Below are 18,568 nucleotides of genomic sequence, written 5' to 3' on the forward strand. Positions count from 1 at the left end.
TTTGATCGTAGCCCTTACAGCGCCTTTCGAATCGGTTAACACATTGAATCTCAAGGAGTTTGTCGTTCCGTTGTCGCTGGAAGTGGGGCGCATTATAAGGGGGTTCGAGAGGGCGTCAACCTTTAATTTGAAGAAAACCCTAAAAAGCAAAACGGGGAGGCCTACCGGCCTCCCCGCTCCGCTCACCCCTTACAAACTCGGGAACGCAAACTGCGATGCTTCATGGCTGGCCCGCTGCGGCCAACGCTGGGTGATCGCCTTGCGACGGGTATAGAAGCGCACCCCGTCCGGCCCGTACGCATGCAGGTCACCGAACAACGAACGTTTCCAACCACCAAAGCTGTGATACGCCACCGGCACCGGCAGCGGAACGTTGACCCCCACCATGCCCACTTCGATTTCGTCGCAGAACAAACGCGCGGCCTCACCGTCACGGGTGAAGATGCACGTGCCGTTGCCATATTCATGATCGTTGATCAGTTGCATGGCCTGTTCCAGGCTGTTGACCCGCACAACGCACAATACCGGGCCGAAAATCTCTTCTTTATAGATACGCATCTCTGGCGTGACCTTGTCGAACAAGGTACCGCCCACGAAGTAGCCATCTTCATTCCCGGCCACTCGGAAGCCACGCCCATCCACCACCAGCTCGGCCCCCGCTGCAACGCCCTCATCGATGTAGCCCACCACCTTGTCACGCGCAGCGGCAGTGACCAGTGGCCCCATGTCCAGACCGCACGAAGTGCCTGCACCGATCTTCAAGGCTTTGATCTGCGGTTGCAGCTTGGCGATCAGCGCATCAGCCACCTGGTCACCCACGCACACCGCCACCGAAATGGCCATGCAGCGCTCGCCACACGAACCGTAGGCCGCCCCCATCAGTGCGCTGACCGCGTTATCCAGGTCGGCGTCCGGCATCAGTACCGCGTGGTTCTTGGCACCACCCAGGGCTTGCACGCGCTTGCCGCGCTTGGTGCCCTCGGCATAGATGTACTCGGCAATCGGCGTAGAGCCCACAAAACTGAGCGCTTTCACTTCCGGCGCTTCGATCAACGCATCCACCGCTTCCTTGTCACCGTGCACCACGTTGAGGATGCCCTTCGGCAGACCGGCCTCCAGCAGCAACTGGGCGATGAACAGGGTGGAGCTAGGGTCACGTTCGGAGGGCTTGAGAATGAAGGCGTTACCACAGGCAATCGCCAGCGGGTACATCCACAGCGGCACCATGGCCGGGAAGTTGAACGGCGTGATACCGGCAACCACACCCAACGGCTGGAAATCAGACCAGGCATCGATGTTCGGGCCCACGTTGCGGCTGTACTCGCCTTTGAGCACTTCAGGCGCGGCGCAGGCAAACTCGACGTTCTCGATACCACGCTTCAGTTCGCCAGCGGCGTCTTCCAGCGTCTTGCCATGCTCTTCGCTGATCATTTGCGAAATGCGCGCTTCATTCTGCTCCAGCAGTTGCTTGAAGCGGAACATCACCTGAGCCCGCTTGGCCGGTGGCGTATTGCGCCAAGCCGGGAACGCCGCCTTGGCCGAATCAATCGCTTCCTGCACGGTCGCGCGGCTGGCCAGCTCGACTTTGCGCACGGCCTGGCCGGTGGATGGGTTGAAGACATCGGCGGTGCGCTCACCCTTGGTAACCAGCTCGCCGTGAATCAGGTGCTGAACAATGCTCATGCAAAACTCCAGATGAAGAAGGTAGAGGCCGGCGCGCGTCTGCGCACGCGCCGCGCAGCAAAATCAGAAAGATCAGTCGATCAGGTTCAGGGTTTCGCCGACAGCGTCGAACAGGCGGTCCAGTTCATGCGGCTGGGTATTGAAGGTTGGGCCGAACTGCAAGGTGTCGCCACCAAAGCGTACATAGAAGCCCGCGCGCCACAGTTTCATCGCCGCTTCGTAAGGGCGAACAATGGCGTCACCGTCACGGGCGGCGATCTGGATCGCGCCAGCCAGGCCATAGTTACGGATATCGACGACGTTCTTAGTGCCCTTCACGCCGTGCAGCAGCTTTTCGAAGTGCGGTGCCAGCTCGGCGGAGGCCTGCACCAGGTTTTCCTTCTGCAGCAGGTCCAAGGCAGCGATACCTGCGGCACAGGCCACCGGGTGGGCCGAGTAGGTATAACCGTGCGGGAACTCCACGGCGTACTCTGGCGTTGGCTGGTCCATGAAGGTCTGGTAGATCTCGCTGCTGGCAATCACCGCGCCCATCGGAATGGCGCCGTTGGTCACCTGCTTGGCGATGCACATCAGGTCCGGGGTTACGCCGAAGGCCTGCGAGCCGGTCATGGCGCCCATGCGGCCGAAGCCGGTAATCACTTCGTCGAAGATCAGCAGAATGTTGTGCTGAGTGCAGATTTCACGCAGGCGCTTGAGGTAACCCTTCGGCGGCGGCAGCACACCGGCGGAACCGGCCATGGGCTCGACGATCACCGCGGCGATATTGGACGCGTCGTGCAGCTCGATCAGTTTGAGCATTTCTTCGGCAAGGGCGATGCCACCCTCTTCGGGCATGCCTTTGGAGAACGCGTTCACCGGCAATACGGTATGAGGCAGGTGGTCGACATCCAGCAGTTGGCCGAACATCTTGCGGTTGCCATTGACCCCACCCAGGCTGGTGCCGGCGATGTTCACGCCGTGGTAGCCACGGGCACGGCCGATGATCTTGGTCTTGGTCGCCTGGCCTTTCAGGCGCCAGTAAGCCCGCACCATCTTCAGCGCCGTGTCGGCGCACTCGGAGCCCGAGTTGGTATAGAAGACGTGGTTCAGGTTACCTGGCACCAGGTCGGCGATCTTTTCCGCCAGCTGGAACGACAATGGGTGGCCGAACTGGAACGCCGGGGAGTAATCGAGCGTGCCCAACTGGCGGGTCACCGCGTCAGTGATTTCCTTGCGGGTGTGCCCGGCGCCGCAGGTCCACAGGCCGGAAAGCGCGTCAAAGATCCTGCGCCCCTGGTCATCGACCAGGTGGTTGCCATCGGCTGCCACGATCAGGCGCGGGTCGCGCTGGAAGTTGCGGTTGGCCGTGTACGGCATCCAGTGGGCGTCAAGCTTGAGCTGGCTGGCGATACCCACGGGGGCGGTCTCAGGCATGTTCATCGGCGGTTCCTCGAAAGACGATCAGGCAACGATGGATGTGGTTGCAGCTAAGTTGGCACGCGGATAGAGTCTGAAAAAGCCTACATTTCTAATCTTCACACAGGCCGCGACTAAACTAATGAGCCGACGCCCCGATCCACTTGCGCAAGTCAGCGACTTCGACATCCGCCTGCTGAAGATCTACCGCAGCGTAGTCGAATGCGGTGGTTTTTCGGCCGCCGAGAACGTGCTGGGCATCGGCCGCTCGGCCATCAGCCAGCAAATGAACGACCTTGAGCAACGCCTGGGGCTGCGCCTGTGCCAGCGCGGCCGCGCCGGTTTCTCGCTGACCGAGGAAGGCCGGGAGGTCTATCATTCGGCCCTGCAACTGCTCAGCGCACTGGAAAGCTTCCGTACCGAGGTCAATGGCCTGCACCAGCATCTGCGCGGCGAGCTGAACATCGGCCTGACCGATAACCTGGTCACCCTGCCGCACATGCGCATCACCCATGCCCTGGCCGAACTCAAGGACCGTGGCCCCGATGTGCGCATCCAGATCCGCATGATCGCGCCCAGCCAGGTCGAACACGGCGTGCTCGACGGCAGCCTGCATGTAGGCGTGGTGCCACAGACCAGCCCGCTTTCGGGCCTGGAATATCAACCGTTGTACAGCGAGCGTTCCTTGCTGTACTGCGCGGTCGGTCACCCGCTGTTCTATGCCGACGACCAGCAGATCGACGACGAGCGCCTCAACAGCCAGGAAGCCATCACCCCCACGTTCCGCCTGCCGGCCGAGATCCAGGCGCATTACCAGGCGCTGCACTGCACGGCCAGTGCTTCGGACCGGGAGGGCATGGCGTTTCTCATCCTTACCGGGCGCTACATCGGTTACCTGCCCGACCACTACGCCACGTTCTGGGTCCAGCAGGGCCGCTTGCGGGCACTCAAACCGCGCGAGCGCTTCTACGACCTGAGCCTGAGCTGGGTGACACGCAAAGGCAGGCGACCCAACCTGGTCCTGGAAAGCTTTCTCGACAGCCTGGCTGCGACACGCTGATGCCTGTCTCTGCCGCAAACGCTTGTCACCTTGGCACAGGCAGGTAATCTTGTCCGACAGCCGCAGCCACTGACCCGTACGGAATCGTCCATGACCCTAGAAGTCCCTGCGCATCGCCTATCCGCCTCGGGCAAGCCCGCGGGCCGCATCCGCCAGAAGAACGAACAGGCCATTATCCAGGCCGCCGAAGACGAGTTTGCCCGCCATGGCTTCAAGGGCACCAGCATGAACACCATTGCGCTGAAGGCAGGGTTGCCCAAGGCCAACCTGCATTATTACTTCACCAACAAGCTGGGCCTCTACATTGCCGTGCTCAGCAACATCATCGAGCTGTGGGACAGCACCTTCAACGCCCTGAGCGTCGAGGACGACCCCGGTGCAGCACTGAGCCAGTACATTCGCACCAAGATGGAGTTCTCGCGGCGCAACCCCCAGGCATCGCGTATTTTCGCCATGGAAGTGATCAGCGGCGGCACCTGCCTGACCGAGTACTTCAGTGCCGACTACCGCGAATGGTTCCGTGGCCGCGCCGCCGTATTCGAGGCGTGGATGGATGCCGGCAAGATGGACCGGGTAGACCCCGTGCATCTGATATTCCTGCTATGGGGCAGCACCCAGCACTATGCCGATTTCGCCACCCAGATCTGCCAGGTTACCGGCCGTAGCCGCCTGACCAAGCAAGACATGGAAGAAGCGAGCAACAACCTTATCCACATCATTCTCAAGGGCTGCGGCATCAAGCCGGCTGCCTGACCCACATTTATGCCCTCTACCCTGCTCGACCTCTGCGAATACCGCGAGGAAATCCGTAAAAGCCGCTTCATCACCCTGGCCGGGCCGATCACCAGTGCCGCCGAAGCGATGAGCTTCATCGAACGCCACAGCGACCTGGCCGCTACCCATAACTGCTGGGCCTGGAAGCTCGGCGCGCAGTACCGCAGCAGCGACGACGGCGAACCCGGTGGCACTGCCGGGCGGCCCATCCTGGCCGCGATCGAGGCGCAGGACTGCGATCAGGTCGTGGTACTGGTGATTCGCTGGTACGGCGGTATCCAGCTGGGTACGGGCGGCCTGGCCAGGGCCTACGGTGGGGGCGCCAACAAATGCCTGCAACAGGCCCCCAAGTGGCTGCTGGTGCAGCGCAGCGAGTTCGCCTGCAGTTGCAGCTTCAGCGAACTGGCACTGGTAAAACTGCGCCTGGCCGAGGTCGACGGGCTGGTGCTCGACGAGCAGTTCACAGCCAATGGCGTGGACCTGTTGATCGCTCTGGGTGAAGCCCACCTCGCAGCGTTGCAGCAGCAACTGGCCGACCTTAGCCGCGGGCGTATACTGCTGCAAGCGCGCTGAATCTGCCCACAACTGCTGTGGGCCTGCCTGTGGATAAGCTTGGGGCATCATGCTGCAAGCCAGAGCAGGCATGGCCTGTAGCGCTTTGATCATTATTTGATCGGCACTACCGGCAGGCTCAAGGCTTTGAATGAATTCAGGTTATCCCCAGCCTCACACCCGCCACAACCGGCAGGGTCAGCCCATGTTTCACACATTAACTGTGGAGCAGCCTGTGGATAACCCGTGCGCCACCGTGCAAAGCCCCCAGCGGCACGGGGTTTACCGCTGCTGCACATTTTTTAACCACCTCCATCCGAAAAACCAACAAGGAGCGCCCCATGGCTGACGCAAAGCACGCACTTATCATCGGCGCCTCGCGCGGGCTCGGCCTGGGCCTGGTGCAACGCCTGCAGGAAGACGGCTGGACCATTACCGCCACCGTCCGCAACCCTCAGCAGCCTGGAGCCCTGGCAGCTGTGCCTGGTGTGCACATCGAGCAACTGGAAATGAACGACACCGCCCAGCTCGATGGCCTGAAGCAACGCCTGCAAGGCCAGGTATTCGACCTGGTATTCGTCAACGCCGGGGTCATGGGCCCACTGCCGCAAGACCTTGAAAGCGTGCACAAAGACGCCATCGGCGACCTGTTCATGACCAATGCCGTGGCCCCGATTCGCGTCGCCCGCCGCCTGGTCGGCCAAGTTCGCAACGGCAGTGGCGTGCTGGCCTTCATGAGTTCGGTCCTGGGCAGCGTCACTGTCCCCGACGGCGGCGAACTCTGCTTGTACAAAGCCAGCAAGGCTGCGTTGAACTCGATGATCAACAGCTTCGTCGTCGAACAACAACGCCCCGACCTGTGCGTTCTGGCCATGCACCCTGGCTGGGTGAAGACCGACATGGGTGGCGAGCACGCAGAGATCGACGTGCTCACCAGCACCCGCGGCATGCTTGAACAAATCAAGGCGCAAAGCGGTACAGGCGGCCTGCGCTTCATCAATTACAAAGGCGAAACCCTGACCTGGTGATTCATCAGGTCGCAGCCCGGCCGGGCGCAATACCCGGCCAGCCCCTGTAGAATGCCGGCAACCGTACCTGATCGAGATATGCCCTTATGTATGACTGGTTGAACGCCCTGCCCAAGGCGGAGCTGCACCTGCACCTCGAAGGCTCGCTGGAGCCTGAGCTGCTGTTCGCCCTGGCCGAGCGCAACAAGATCGCCCTGCCATGGGCCGATGTGGAAACCCTGCGCGGGGCCTATGCCTTCAACAACCTCCAGGAGTTCCTGGACCTGTATTACCAGGGCGCCGATGTATTGCGCACCGAGCAGGACTTCTATGACCTGACCTGGGCCTACCTGCAGCGCTGCAAGGCGCAGAACGTGATCCATACCGAGCCGTTCTACGACCCGCAAACCCACACCGACCGGGGTATCCCCTTTGAAGTGGTGCTCAACGGTATCAACCAGGCGCTCAAGGATGGCCGCGAGCAGCTGGGCATCAGCAGTGGCCTTATCCTGAGCTTCCTGCGCCACCTGAGTGAAGAGGAGGCACAAAAAACCCTCGACCAGGCGCTGCCCTTCCGCGATGCGTTCATTGCCGTTGGCCTGGACAGCTCGGAAATGGGCCACCCACCCAGCAAGTTCCAGCGTGTATTCGACCGCGCGCGGAGCGAAGGCCTGGTTGCCGTCGCCCACGCTGGCGAAGAAGGCCCGCCCGAGTACATCTGGGAGGCGCTGGACCTGCTGCAGATCAAGCGAATCGACCACGGCGTACGCGCTATCGAAGACGAGCGGCTGATGCAGCGCATCATCGACGAACAGATCCCGTTGACCGTGTGCCCGCTGTCCAACACCAAGCTCTGCGTGTTCGACCACATGAGCCAGCACAACATCCTCGACATGCTCGAGCGTGGCGTGAAGGTCACGGTGAACTCGGACGACCCGGCGTACTTCGGCGGCTACGTCACGGAAAACTTCCACGCCCTGCACACTCACTTGGGCATGACCGAAGACCAGGCCCGCCGCCTGGCCCAGAACAGCCTGGACGCCAGGCTGGCCTGACGCGCGGCTCAACCCACCTGCAAGGTGGCAACGCGGGCTATGCGGTTGATCTGCTGGATGCCCAGCGCCGAGATATGCAATGCCCGCGTGTCCTCGGCCTCGCGCATCCAGCCAGATTGCAGGAACAGCCTGAACAAGGCCTGGCCCAACACGCCCCCCAGGTGCGGTGCCTGGTCGTTCCACTCGGTACAGCGGCAGATCACGCAGCCGCGCTGCTGGTGCGGCGCCAAGGCATCGATGTACACCCCTACCAGGGCCAGCTGCGCCCGCCCTTCATCGCTGACCATCAACAGGCGGCCACTGCCTTCCAGCCAGCCCGCGACCACCATGCGGTGGTATAGCTCACTGGCCAGCTCGCCCCCCAGGTGATCCCCACAGCGACGCGCCCGGCGCAGCGACATGGGCAGCGGTGACACCGGCACCTTGGCCCGCTCCCCCCTGGCGCTTTCCAGTTGCACGCTGGCCAGCGCCTCTACCGCCGCCCCGACCTGCGGGGTAGCCAGGCGAAAATAGCGTTTGCGGCCACGGGCCTCATGCCTCAGCAGCCCAGCCGATGACAGCAACGACAAGTGCGCGCAAGCCGACGACGAGGTCAGGCCGGTCATCATCGCAAGCTCGTTGGCCAGGCGCGGCGTACCGTCGATCAACGCCCACAACATGGCACTGCGCTTGGGGTCGGCCATCAGGCTGGCGATCTGGCTGATACTGCTGACTGCGTTCATGTCCCTGTAACTCCCTGCAAGTTCACTGTGTGGATGCGATGGCCAACCCTGGCAGGGAAGCACCTCTCGCTGGCACTGGCCTGGATCGCCAGTATAAGCCGCAGAAATGCCCAATCTGGCAGCCCCACACCGCCCCGTCCTCGTAAAAAAGCCACTGGGTATACCTACCCATTGCAAGGCGGGAACAGGACCGACGCGACCGGCGAAAACCCTGCGCGTAGGCGTTTACGGCCCGTTGAGACAGGGGGCTCGTTAACTCAGCAGGAAAAAAACCTTCGGCACGTTCGGACGTAGCCGACAGCCAGGTACTACAAGTAGCGCAAACTAAAGCGAACGTTTCCCGGCCTTGCAGGCATTGCAGCGCAACCGGCAAACACACAATCAGGCACCGCCAGTCAGGACACTGACCTAGCGCATGGCAGACGAGAACAGCAGCGCTAAACTGATGCCGCTCCCTTCTGGAGGTAAGCCGCGATGAAAATTGTCGTCAGCGCTTCACGCCGAAACCCCGCCTGCCCCTGGCAGGTCCAGCTCGATCAGCATGTGGTCGGGTTCCGCAGCGAGGCCGAGGCACGGGCCTTTGTCGCCACACTGGAACGCCGCCTGCGCGCCCCTCACCCGCTCAAGCGCGAACCCTGGCCTGCAAACGGCGGGTCAGTAGCGCGGCACTGACTGCCAACGCACCGCAAAGGCAGATCACCAGCGCCATCGGCACGGCACTGCCATCGTGCAGCAGCCCAACCAGCGCCGCTGCGCCCGCCGCCACACTGAACTGGACACAGCCCATCAGCGCCGAGGCACTGCCGGCGCGCGCGCCCTGGCCGCTCATGGCGCAAGCCGAGGCATTGGGGATGATGCAACCGAGGCTGGCAATGCAGACGAACAACGGCACCAGCAGCGGCCACAACGCGGTCGGCCGCCACGCCGCCACCGCGAGCAGCGCCAGCCCGGCCCCCAGGTACAACCACACGGCCCGGGCCAGCAGGAAGGCCGGCCCACGCTTGGCCAGCAAGCGGGCGTTCACCTGCGCCACCAGGATAAAGCCCGCTGCGTTGGCACCAAACAGCCAGCCATAGTGCTCGGCTGGCACGCCATACAGTTTGATGAACACGAAAGGTGAGCCGGCGATGTAGGCGAACATGCCGGCAATGGCGATACCGCCCGTCACCGCATGGCCGAGGAACACCCGGTCTGCCAGCAGGCGCAGGTACTGGCGCAAAGCGCCGGACAAGGGCTGGCGCGGCATGTCCTCAGGCATGCTCTCCGGCAACCCCAGGCTTACCGCCAACAGGCAAGCGGCACTGAACAGGCCCAGGGTAAGGAAAATCGATTGCCAGCCGGCCACATTCACCAGCACCCCACCCAGCATCGGCGCCAGGATCGGGGCCAGGCCCATGACCAGCATCAACTGCGAGAACACCTTGGCCGAGGCGACCGGGTCGCACTTGTCGCTGACGATGGCCCGCGACAGCACCATGCCCGCACAACCGCCAAGGGCCTGGACGAAGCGTGCCAGCACCAGGGTGTCGAGGTTGGGGGCATAGGCACAGGCCAGTGACGCCAGGGTGAACACGGTCACGCCAAACATCAGCGGTTTGCGCCGGCCAAAACGGTCAGCCACTGGGCCGTAAGCCAACTGGCCGATGGACAAGCCAAGGAAATAGGCGGCCAATGTGGCCTGGACGTGTTTTTCGTCGGTGGCGAACGCCTGCGCCATGGCCGGGAAGGCCGGCAGGTAGAAGTCGATCGCCAAGGGCCCGAACGCACTGAGTGCGCCCAGGATGAGCACCATTCGCAGGTTCATCAGGAATCCATAGCAGGCTAAGCAAGTAGATGATTCTACCTGCTGTCGCCCCTAGGAATGTGAAAACATTTGCAACAAACCTAGGCCCTGTCGCGATGGGCCGCACAGCGGCACCACCGTCAGTGCCTCAACCCAAAACCCGGGTCGACACCTGTTACCCCACCTCAGCCTGATACCCTTCCTCGCGGATGGCCGCCAGAACCTGCTCCTGCACCAACTCACTCTGCACCCGCACCTGCTTGGCCGCCAGGTCGACTTCTACCTTGGCGGACGCATCCAGCTGCTGCACTGCCCGCGTCACGGCCTTTACACAGTGGCCACAGGTCATGCCTTGTACATTGAACACTTGCATAGGGTTCCCTCCTTCAGGTTTTCCACGAGTTTCAAGCTTGCCATCAGGGCAAGGTCAAGTGCCGTGTGGAACAGCTGGGGTGGAAATCCGCACGCGCGTCGGCCAAGCTGCGCCTTTGACGATCAGCCAAGCAGGAGATTTTTCATGTTCAGGGCAGCATTGGGCGTCGTCGGGTTGGTCAGCGCACTGGCTGTGGTGCCACCAGCCAGCGCAGAGGACAACTCGGCCTACAGCGTACTGATCATTTCCCGGGAGCGCCTGGAAGTGGCTACCAGCTGTGAAATCGGGGTGTACCTCAATGATCAGCTTTCCGGGCGGGTGTTTCAGGAGCAGTCCACCTCGTTCAACCTGCCGCCTGGCCCGGTCGATGTGCGCCTGCGCCGGTTGCCTGGGCAAACCCCGGGTTGCGCGCCAGGCATCGAGGACCAACGCAGCACACGTTTGAACCTGCAGGCGGGCCAGATCAACAAATATCGCATCACCATGGGTCAATATGGGCTGGAATTGAAGCGCGCCGATCTAGGCTATTGACCTTCCCCGCATGGCAAGGTTGATGCTGGAGCCCTGTCCAAGGAGGAGAGCCATGCCCGCATCCACCACCTATGACCTGCCGATCTCCGGCATGACCTGCGCCAGCTGTGCTGGCCGGGTCGAGCGCGCATTGCGCAAGGTCAGCGGCGCTGAACACGTCAGCGTCAACCTCACCACTGAAAAAGCCCGTGTCCAGGCCCCGGCCGACCGCCTGCCAGCCTTGGTCGATGCGGTACGCGAAGCCGGCTACGGCGTGCCCACGCGCACGCTGGAACTGCAGATCGGCGGCATGACCTGCGCCAGTTGCGTGGGCCGCGTGGAGCGGGCCCTTGGCAAAGTGCCCGGGGTGGAGCGGGTGAGTGTCAACCTAGCCAATGAACGTGCCCACCTTGAAGTGCTGGCCGCCCTCGACGACAACCTGCTGATCGAAACGGTACACAAGGCCGGCTACAGCGCCAGCGTGCCGCAAGCCGCCATAGACGAGCAGGCCACCGCCCAGCGCCGCCTGCGTAACGAACGCCTGGCAGTGGCTGCAGCATTGCTGCTGGCGCTGCCATTGGTGCTGCCCATGCTGGTGCAGCCATTCGGCCTGCACTGGATGCTGCCCGCCTGGGCGCAATTCCTGCTGGCCACCCCTGTGCAGTTCATTCTCGGCGCCCGCTTTTATATCGCCGCCTGGAAAGCCGTGCGTGCCGGCGCCGGCAACATGGACCTGCTGGTTGCCCTGGGGACCAGCGCCGGTTACGGCCTTAGCCTCTACGAATGGGCCCAGGCCCCCGCCGGCATGGCCCCGCACCTGTACTTCGAGGCCTCGGCGGTGGTGATCGCTCTGGTGCTGCTGGGCAAGTACCTGGAAAGCCGTGCCAAACGCCAGACTGCCAGCGCCATTCGCGCGCTCGAGGCACTGCGCCCGGAGCGCGCAGTGCGCGTGGTTGGCGACCGGGAAGAAGATGTGGCGATCGCCCAGCTGCGCCTGGGCGACCTGGTGCTGGTCAAGCCCGGCGAGCGCTTTCCGGTCGATGGCGTGGTCGAGGATGGCAGCAGCCATGCCGATGAAGCCCTGATCAGCGGCGAGAGCCTGCCAGTGCCCAAACAACCCGGCGACAGCGTCACCGGTGGCGCCATCAATGGCGAAGGCCGGCTGCTGGTACGCACCGAAGCCCTGGGCACCGAGACCGTGCTGGCGCGCATTATCCGCCTGGTGGAAGACGCGCAGGCCGCCAAGGCGCCGATCCAGAAGCTGGTCGACCGGGTCAGCCAGGTATTCGTCCCCGCCGTGCTGGTACTGGCGCTGCTGACCCTGCTCGGCTGGTGGCTGGCTGGCGCGGCGCTGGAAACCGCCCTGATCAACGCCGTGGCAGTGCTGGTCATCGCCTGCCCTTGCGCCCTTGGCCTGGCCACACCGGCAGCGATCATGGCCGGCACCGGCGTCGCCGCCCGCCACGGCATCCTCATCAAGGATGCCGAGGCGCTGGAGCGCGCGCATGCGGTGAACCGTGTGGTGTTCGACAAGACCGGTACCCTGACCTCGGGCAGCCCGCGGGTAGTCCACAGCCAGGCCCTGGTCGGTGACAGCGCCAGCCTGCATCGCCTGGCCGGCGCCCTGCAACGGGGCAGTGAACACCCGTTGGCCAAGGCGGTGCTGCAGGCCTGCACCGAGCAAGGCCTGCAGGTACCCAGCGTGAGCGACAGCCAGTCGCTCACCGGGCGCGGCATTGCCGGGCGTGTCGAAGGCCGTGAGCTGGCACTGGGCAACCGCCGCCTGCTCGATGAAAGCGGGCTGCAGCCCGGCGGCCTGGCCGACAAGGCACGCGCCTGGGAAGCCGAGGGGCGTACCCTGTCGTGGCTGATCGAACGCGGTCAGCAAACACAGGTGCTGGGCCTGTTCGCCTTTGGTGACAGCCTCAAGCCCGGGGCCGCCGAGGCCATCGACACCCTGCATGCGCAGCACATCAGCAGCCATCTACTGACTGGCGATAACCGGGGTAGCGCCAAGGTGGTCGCCGAAGCCTTGGGCATCGACGATGTGCACGCCGAAGTGCTGCCGGCCGACAAGGCCGCAACTGTGGCGGCCCTTAAGCAGGCTGGCGTGGTCGCCATGGTCGGCGACGGCATAAACGATGCGCCGGCGTTGGCCGCCGCCGACATCGGCATCGCCATGGGGGGTGGCACCGACGTAGCGATGCAGGCAGCCGGCATCACCTTGATGCGCGGAGACCCGCGGCTGGTGCCCGCTGCGCTGGAAATCAGCCGCAAGACCTACGCCAAGATCCGCCAGAACCTGTTCTGGGCATTCATCTACAACCTGATCGGTATCCCGCTGGCGGCACTGGGCTACCTCAACCCGGTACTGGCGGGCGCCGCCATGGCCTTGTCCAGCGTCAGCGTGGTCAGCAACGCGCTGTGGCTGAAGGCCTGGAAACCCGCCCGCGCGCCCCAGGAGGCAAAATGAACATTGGCCAGGCCGCCCGCCGTAGCGGGCTCAGCACCAAGATGATCCGTTACTACGAATCCATCGGCCTGCTCAAGCCGGCCACACGCAGCGACAATGGCTACCGCCTGTACCGGGACGAGGACTTGCACAGCCTGGCGTTCATCAAGCGCTCCCGCGACCTGGGGTTTTCCCTGGAAGAAGTGGGCAAGCTGCTGACGCTGTGGCAAGACCGCCAGCGGGCCAGCGCCGATGTGAAGGCCTTGGCGATGCAGCATATCGATGAACTGAACCGGCGCATCGAGGAACTGGTCAGCCTGCGCAACACCCTTGGCGAGCTGGTATCCCACTGCCAGGGGGACGACCGCCCGGACTGCCCGATCCTCAGCGACCTGGCCAATGGCACCGCTGGCAACTGCTGCCACTAGCGTTTGGTATGCCAAAAGCGTCCATACACGACCGAATAGTCACCAATCACGACTTTATCCAATAAATACGGGCGCTTCGGCTACATAAAACCCGGCTGCTGCCGATGCACTGGTTACCTGCCTCGTGTGTCGACTACAACAATTCCGGGAGCGTCGATGAGCATCAAACAGAAACTGACCTGGGCATTCGCGGTCATCGCCGGTTTGCCCATCGTGCTGGTGGCCACCCTGGTGGTCCTTAACCTGCGTGGCGAAGCCCGCGATGGATTCCTTGACGGCAGTAGCCGGGAAATCCGCCAGGTCAGCAACGCGATGAACATCTTCTTCCAGGGCATCAACCAGAACGTCGAGTACCTGGCCGCGCAGCCGATGGTGACCGCCACAGGCAGCAACCTGAACAAGTTCCTGAGTGCCAACCCATCCTACGAGCTGGGCGATCAGGACAAGCAACTGCTGGACTTCTTCACCCGCCTGGCAGATTCGCACCCCAACTATGCCTATGTATCCTACGGCGTCAACGACGGCGGTTACGTCGGCTGGCCAGCCGGGCAGAAGTTCGTCAACTACGACCCACGCCCACGGCCGTGGTACCAGCTGGCCATGGCCAACCCGGGCAAGACCGTGCGCACCGGCGCCTATTACTGGGCTGCCGATGACGCGGTGCTCATCAGCACCGTGCGCGCGGTAGCCAACCAGTTGGGCAACCCCGGCGGTGTGGTCAACATCGACGTTTCGCTCAAGGGCCTGACCGAGATCGTCAAGCAGATCAAGCTGGGCGAGAGCGGCTACCTGATGCTGGTGGAAAGCAACGGCAACGTGATGGTCGACCCACGCGACGCCGGCCACAACTTCAAGCAACTGGCCAGTTTTGGCGACGGCTATGCCGAGTTGGCCAAGGCCGGCAAGGGCCTGGTCGAAGTCGAGCTCAATGGTGTGCGCTACATGGCCAACGTCTACCCCGACGAGCGCCTGGGCTGGACCTTCATCGGCCTGATCGAGCAAGGCGAAGTGATGCAGACCACTACCCGCCTGACCTGGCTGATCGGCGTGGTCGCCTTGGTCCTGGCCGCCCTGTTTGCCGTGGTTGGCGCCGCCTTCGCCAAACTGATCGTGCGCCCGATCAACAGCGTCACCAACGGGCTGGAAGACATTGCCCAGGGTGAGGGCGACCTGACCCGCAGCCTGGAAATTCGTGGCCGCGACGAAACCGCCCAGCTGGCCAACTGGTTCAACCAGTTCCTTGGTGCCATTCGCAGCCTGATCCAGCATATCGGTGCGGCGGCCAGCAAGATCCTCAGCACCTCGCACAGCTCGACCCAGGTGTCCAGCAACATGGCCGAAGCGGCCGGCCGCCAGCGCGAGGCCGTGGACATGGTGTCCACAGCCTTCCACGAGATGGTTGCCACCGCCAACGAAGTGGCGCGCTCGTGCAGCCAGGCGGCCCAGTCTGCGGACAGCGGCCAGCAACAGGCCCGTGAAGGTCAGCAGCAGATCGATGCGGCGGTCCACAGCGTTGACCGCCTGAGCCAGGAAATCGAGCAGTCGGCGCAGTCGATCCAGCAACTGGAGCGTGACAGCAATGCCATCCAGTCGATCCTCGGCACCATTCGCTCGATTGCCGAGCAGACCAACCTGCTGGCCCTGAACGCCGCCATCGAGGCCGCGCGGGCCGGCGAGCAAGGCCGTGGCTTTGCCGTGGTAGCCGATGAAGTGCGGGCGCTGGCCAAGCGCACGGCCGACTCAACCGCAGAAATCGACGGTTTGCTGGGCAACCTGGCCAACCGCACCTCCGAGGTGGCTGCACAGATGCACGCCAGCCTGGAAGTTTCGCAGCAGTCGGTCAGCCGTATCGGCCTGGCCCGCGACAGTTTCGGGCAGATCCGCGAATCGGTGGACGTGATCCGTGACATGAACACGCAGATTGCAACCGCAGCCGAGGAACAGCATCAGGTAGCCGAAGATATCAACCGCCACATCAGCCAGATTCATGGGGATGCGCAGTTGGTGGCCGAGTTGGCCCAGGCAGCACGCCAGGATTCGGAAAGCCTGGCCGGTTTGTCCAATGAACTGGACGTACTGGTGCGCAGGTTCCGCACCTGACAAGGCGCTGGTGCAGGCCGCCCCGTACAGGGGCGGCTTCAGCTACACATAGGCCAGCACCGGCAACCCCTGGTCAGAGCCTCAACTCCCCCGGTGTTGCCCCAAACAGCTGCTTGAACGCCGCAATGTACGCGGATGTGGAATCATACCCACAACCCAGCGCCGCCTCGGTCACGCTCTCCCCCGCCTCCAGCAAGGCCAGCGACGACAGCAAGCGCATGCGCTGGCGCCAGTTGCGAAAGCTCAAGCCGGTTTCACGCTGGAACAGGCGCATCAGCGTTTTTTCGGAACACCCCAGCTGCCGCGCCCATTGCTGCAAGGTCTGCGCCTGGTCCGGCGCTGCGATCAAGCCATTGCACAGCGCCAGCAAACCTGGGTGGCGCGGCAACGGCAAGGAAAAGCCGACTTCCGGCAGGGTTCGTAACTGGTCGAGCAGCACCGCCACCAGCCGCGCCTGCGCACTATCGCCCTCAGGGTAATCGGCTGGGTACAGGCAGAACTGCTTGATCAACTCACGTGCCAGCGGCGTCACCTCCAATACCCGACACTGCGGGGCAGCCCAGGGGCAGGCGTCCCGGCGTACATACAGGCTGCGCATTTCGGCCTGCATCGAGGTCACCACCGCATGCTCGGCGTCAGCCGGGATCCACACCCCCCACTGCGGTGGCGCAAAGTAGCTGCCTGCGTCGGTGTAAACACCCAGCACGCCGCTGATAGCGTAGGAAAACTGTACCCAGTCGTGCTGGTGGCGTGTGGTCCAGGAACCGGCGCCCAGGCTTTCGGCACGTGCGTACAGTGGCCTGGGCAACTGCTTGAGTTCAGGAATGGGACGGGGCTGTCCGATGATCGGCATGGCGGCTTCTGTTAGTGCTGACCAGACAAGCCTAACAGTTACGGTCGACGCCTGCGGGATATCTGCCGCCTGCCGCGCGGGCATGCCTGCCAAACAGACGGCGGTTCTTCACCGCTCGACGATGACCGTGACCCCTTGCCCGCCCGCCGCACAAATGGAAATCAAGCCGCGCCCCTTCCCTGCCGTTGCCAGCAATTTCGCCAGGTTGGCCAGTATTCGCCCGCCGGTCGCGGCAAACGGGTGCCCGGCAGCCAGCGAACTGCCCTTGACGTTGAGCTTGCTGCGGTCGATGGCCCCCAACGGTGCATCCAGCCCCAGCCGCTCACGGCAGTACCCAGCGTCTTCCCAGGCCTTGAGCGTACACAGCACCTGGGCCGCAAAGGCTTCGTGGATTTCGTAGTAGTCAAAGTCCTGCAAGGTCAGGCCATTGCGGGCCAGCAAGCGTGGCACTGCATACGCCGGTGCCATCAGCAGCCCCTCGCGGCCAGTGACGAAGTCCACCGCTGCGGTTTCACCATCAACCAAGTGCGCCAGCACCGGTAACCCCTGTTGCGCGGCCCACTCTTCACTGGCCAGCAGCACCAGCGACGCACCATCGGTCAAGGGCGTGGAATTGCCTGCCGTCAACGTACCCTGGCCACTGCGGTCGAAGGCCGGCTTGAGCTTGGCCAACTGCTCCAGTGTCAGGTCCGCGCGCAAGTTGTTGTCGCGCATCAGCGACAGAAATGGTGTCAGCAGGTCATCGTGCCAACCTTCGGCATAGGCAGCCGCCAGCCGCTGGTGGCTGAGCAGCGCCAACTCGTCCTGGGCAGCCCGGTCAATCTTCCAGGCCTGGGCCATGCGTTCGCAATGCTCGCCCATCGACAACCCGGTGCGCGGCTCGCCGTTGCGTGGCAACTCAGGGCGCAGATGGTGCGGGCGCAACTGCAGAAAAGGCTTGAGCCGTTCGCCCAGGTTTTTGCCACGGTTGGCCTGCAGCAGGATATGACGCAGGCCTTCGTTGACCGCAATCGGCGCATCCGACGTGGTGTCCACGCCACCGGCAATGCCGCTGTCGATCTGCCCCAGCGCAATCTTGTTGGCCACCAGCAGCGCCGCCTCCAGGCCGGTGCCGCAAGCTTGCTGCAGGTCGTAGGCAGGGGTTTGCGGCGAAAGCCGCGAACCCAGCACACATTCGCGGGTCAGGTTCATGTCGCGGGACTGCTTGAGCACCGCGCCAGCGACCACCTCACCCAAGCGCAGCCCATGCAGTCGATAGCGCTCGATCAGCCCTTCAAGGGCCGCGGTCAGCATCGCCTGGTTGCTGGCGGTGGCGTAGGCCCCATTGGAGCGGGCAAAGGGAATTCGGTTGCCGCCCAAGATCGCGACCCGGCGAAGTGAACGCATATGCCTGTTCCTCCTGAAACAAATTGAACCGTACTGCCTGGGTGTTCTTACCCTGGTCGAACGACCATGCCACAAACTTGGTCCACACTTTCAAGCTTGCCTTTGCGGAGACCTACTCATGAGCGATCGCTACCTCGGTTTTGCCAACTCCAACCTTGGCCGCCGCCTGGTGGATGCCCTGGGCCTGCCACGCCCTGCGCCTCTGGAGCGCTGGCAGGCTGGCCGCCTGCGCCCGGTGGAGGGGGCGCTGGTGCTGGGCGGCGGCCCCCTGGCAGGCCAGGTCGAAACCTTCGCCGCACGCCTTACCGATAACGTATACCGTTTCAATGCCGAGCACCTGCAGGGCGAGCCTTGGGTCGCTGGCCTGGGGCCGAAAATCAAAGCCGTGGTGTTCGACGCCAGTCACTTGTCCGACAGCGATGAGCTGAAGCAGTT

At 63.4% G+C, this 18,568-nt stretch carries 17 protein-coding genes and 2 pseudogenes; 12 read left to right on the forward strand and 7 right to left on the reverse strand.

From position 1 onward, the window contains the following. Positions 1-189 precede the first annotated feature (189 nt). Positions 190-1,683: a CoA-acylating methylmalonate-semialdehyde dehydrogenase gene (locus tag APH30_RS18530; RefSeq protein WP_009685805.1), complete on the reverse strand. Its 1,494-nt coding sequence runs from the start codon at positions 1,681-1,683 to the stop codon at positions 190-192. Between the two features lie 72 nt (positions 1,684-1,755). Then, complete coding sequence (locus APH30_RS18535; RefSeq protein WP_009685804.1) at positions 1,756-3,102, reverse strand: aspartate aminotransferase family protein; 1,347 nt, start codon at positions 3,100-3,102, stop codon at positions 1,756-1,758. Positions 3,103-3,220: 118 nt separating this feature from the next. Here APH30_RS18535 and APH30_RS18540 point away from each other — a divergent pair, with 118 nt between their 5' ends. The 5 genes from APH30_RS18540 (at position 3,221) to APH30_RS18560 (ending at position 7,526) form a co-directional block, all read left to right on the forward strand. After that, positions 3,221-4,138, forward strand: coding sequence for a LysR family transcriptional regulator (locus APH30_RS18540; RefSeq protein ID WP_009685803.1), 918 nt, complete (start codon positions 3,221-3,223; stop codon positions 4,136-4,138). Positions 4,139-4,228: 90 nt separating this feature from the next. After that, complete coding sequence (locus APH30_RS18545; RefSeq protein ID WP_009685802.1) at positions 4,229-4,891, forward strand: TetR/AcrR family transcriptional regulator; 663 nt, start codon at positions 4,229-4,231, stop codon at positions 4,889-4,891. 9 nt (positions 4,892-4,900) lie between these two features. Further along, on the forward strand, positions 4,901-5,485 hold the full coding sequence (locus tag APH30_RS18550; protein ID WP_054913403.1) for a YigZ family protein: 585 nt from the start codon (positions 4,901-4,903) through the stop codon (positions 5,483-5,485). Positions 5,486-5,805: 320 nt separating this feature from the next. Next, positions 5,806-6,492, forward strand: a complete 687-nt coding sequence (locus APH30_RS18555) for an SDR family oxidoreductase (RefSeq protein ID WP_054913404.1) — start codon at positions 5,806-5,808, stop codon at positions 6,490-6,492. An 86-nt stretch (positions 6,493-6,578) separates the two neighbouring features. After that, positions 6,579-7,526 carry an adenosine deaminase gene (locus APH30_RS18560; RefSeq protein ID WP_029885177.1) on the forward strand — a complete coding sequence of 316 codons (948 nt, stop codon included), beginning with the start codon at positions 6,579-6,581 and terminating at the stop codon, positions 7,524-7,526. A gap of 8 nt (positions 7,527-7,534) precedes the next feature. Here APH30_RS18560 and APH30_RS18565 read toward each other — a convergent pair whose 3' ends face one another. Continuing rightward, positions 7,535-8,248 (reverse strand): helix-turn-helix transcriptional regulator, encoded by a 714-nt coding sequence (locus APH30_RS18565; RefSeq protein ID WP_054913405.1) that lies wholly within the window; start codon positions 8,246-8,248, stop codon positions 7,535-7,537. Positions 8,249-8,722: 474 nt separating this feature from the next. On the opposite strand from APH30_RS18565, the gene APH30_RS29645 reads away from it, so the two are divergent. Continuing rightward, complete coding sequence (locus APH30_RS29645; protein ID WP_082416213.1) at positions 8,723-8,920, forward strand: hypothetical protein; 198 nt, start codon at positions 8,723-8,725, stop codon at positions 8,918-8,920. On the opposite strand, the gene APH30_RS18570 is transcribed toward APH30_RS29645, so the two are convergent. Further along, positions 8,871-10,052: a multidrug effflux MFS transporter gene (locus APH30_RS18570; RefSeq protein ID WP_054913406.1), complete on the reverse strand. Its 1,182-nt coding sequence runs from the start codon at positions 10,050-10,052 to the stop codon at positions 8,871-8,873. The genes APH30_RS29645 and APH30_RS18570 overlap by 50 nt on opposite strands. Positions 10,053-10,206: 154 nt before the next feature. After that, complete coding sequence (locus tag APH30_RS18575; protein ID WP_009685795.1) at positions 10,207-10,404, reverse strand: heavy-metal-associated domain-containing protein; 198 nt, start codon at positions 10,402-10,404, stop codon at positions 10,207-10,209. 144 nt (positions 10,405-10,548) lie between these two features. Here APH30_RS18575 and APH30_RS18580 point away from each other — a divergent pair, with 144 nt between their 5' ends. The 5 genes and pseudogenes from APH30_RS18580 to APH30_RS30015 all read left to right on the forward strand — a co-directional run bounded on the left by APH30_RS18580 (position 10,549) and on the right by APH30_RS30015 (position 15,894). Beyond that, positions 10,549-10,935 (forward strand): hypothetical protein, encoded by a 387-nt coding sequence (locus tag APH30_RS18580; RefSeq protein WP_029885175.1) that lies wholly within the window; start codon positions 10,549-10,551, stop codon positions 10,933-10,935. 52 nt (positions 10,936-10,987) lie between these two features. Next, positions 10,988-13,387 (forward strand): heavy metal translocating P-type ATPase, encoded by a 2,400-nt coding sequence (locus APH30_RS18585; RefSeq protein ID WP_054913407.1) that lies wholly within the window; start codon positions 10,988-10,990, stop codon positions 13,385-13,387. Next, positions 13,384-13,794 (forward strand): Cu(I)-responsive transcriptional regulator, encoded by a 411-nt coding sequence (gene cueR, locus APH30_RS18590; protein ID WP_009685791.1) that lies wholly within the window; start codon positions 13,384-13,386, stop codon positions 13,792-13,794. The genes APH30_RS18585 and cueR overlap by 4 nt, the downstream gene beginning before the upstream one ends. A 312-nt stretch (positions 13,795-14,106) precedes the next feature. Continuing rightward, positions 14,107-15,036: pseudogene (locus APH30_RS30010) on the forward strand (cache domain-containing protein); the annotation flags it as partial. Positions 15,037-15,165: 129 nt separating this feature from the next. Beyond that, positions 15,166-15,894 carry a methyl-accepting chemotaxis protein gene (locus APH30_RS30015; RefSeq protein WP_370738651.1) on the forward strand — a complete coding sequence of 243 codons (729 nt, stop codon included), beginning with the start codon at positions 15,166-15,168 and terminating at the stop codon, positions 15,892-15,894. Positions 15,895-15,967: 73 nt separating this feature from the next. On the opposite strand, the gene APH30_RS18600 is transcribed toward APH30_RS30015, so the two are convergent. Both APH30_RS18600 and APH30_RS18605 read right to left on the reverse strand, forming a co-directional pair. Beyond that, on the reverse strand, positions 15,968-16,747 hold the full coding sequence (locus APH30_RS18600) for a helix-turn-helix transcriptional regulator (RefSeq protein WP_009685789.1): 780 nt from the start codon (positions 16,745-16,747) through the stop codon (positions 15,968-15,970). 108 nt (positions 16,748-16,855) lie between these two features. After that, positions 16,856-18,133: an acetyl-CoA C-acetyltransferase gene (locus APH30_RS18605; RefSeq protein WP_054913409.1), complete on the reverse strand. Its 1,278-nt coding sequence runs from the start codon at positions 18,131-18,133 to the stop codon at positions 16,856-16,858. Between the two features lie 118 nt (positions 18,134-18,251). On the opposite strand from APH30_RS18605, the pseudogene APH30_RS18610 reads away from it, so the two are divergent. Beyond that, a pseudogene (locus APH30_RS18610) lies at positions 18,252-18,568 on the forward strand (short chain dehydrogenase); the annotation flags it as partial.

The organism is Pseudomonas sp. NBRC 111127, from assembly GCF_001320345.1.
GTDB classification, from domain to species: domain Bacteria; phylum Pseudomonadota; class Gammaproteobacteria; order Pseudomonadales; family Pseudomonadaceae; genus Aquipseudomonas; species Aquipseudomonas juntendi.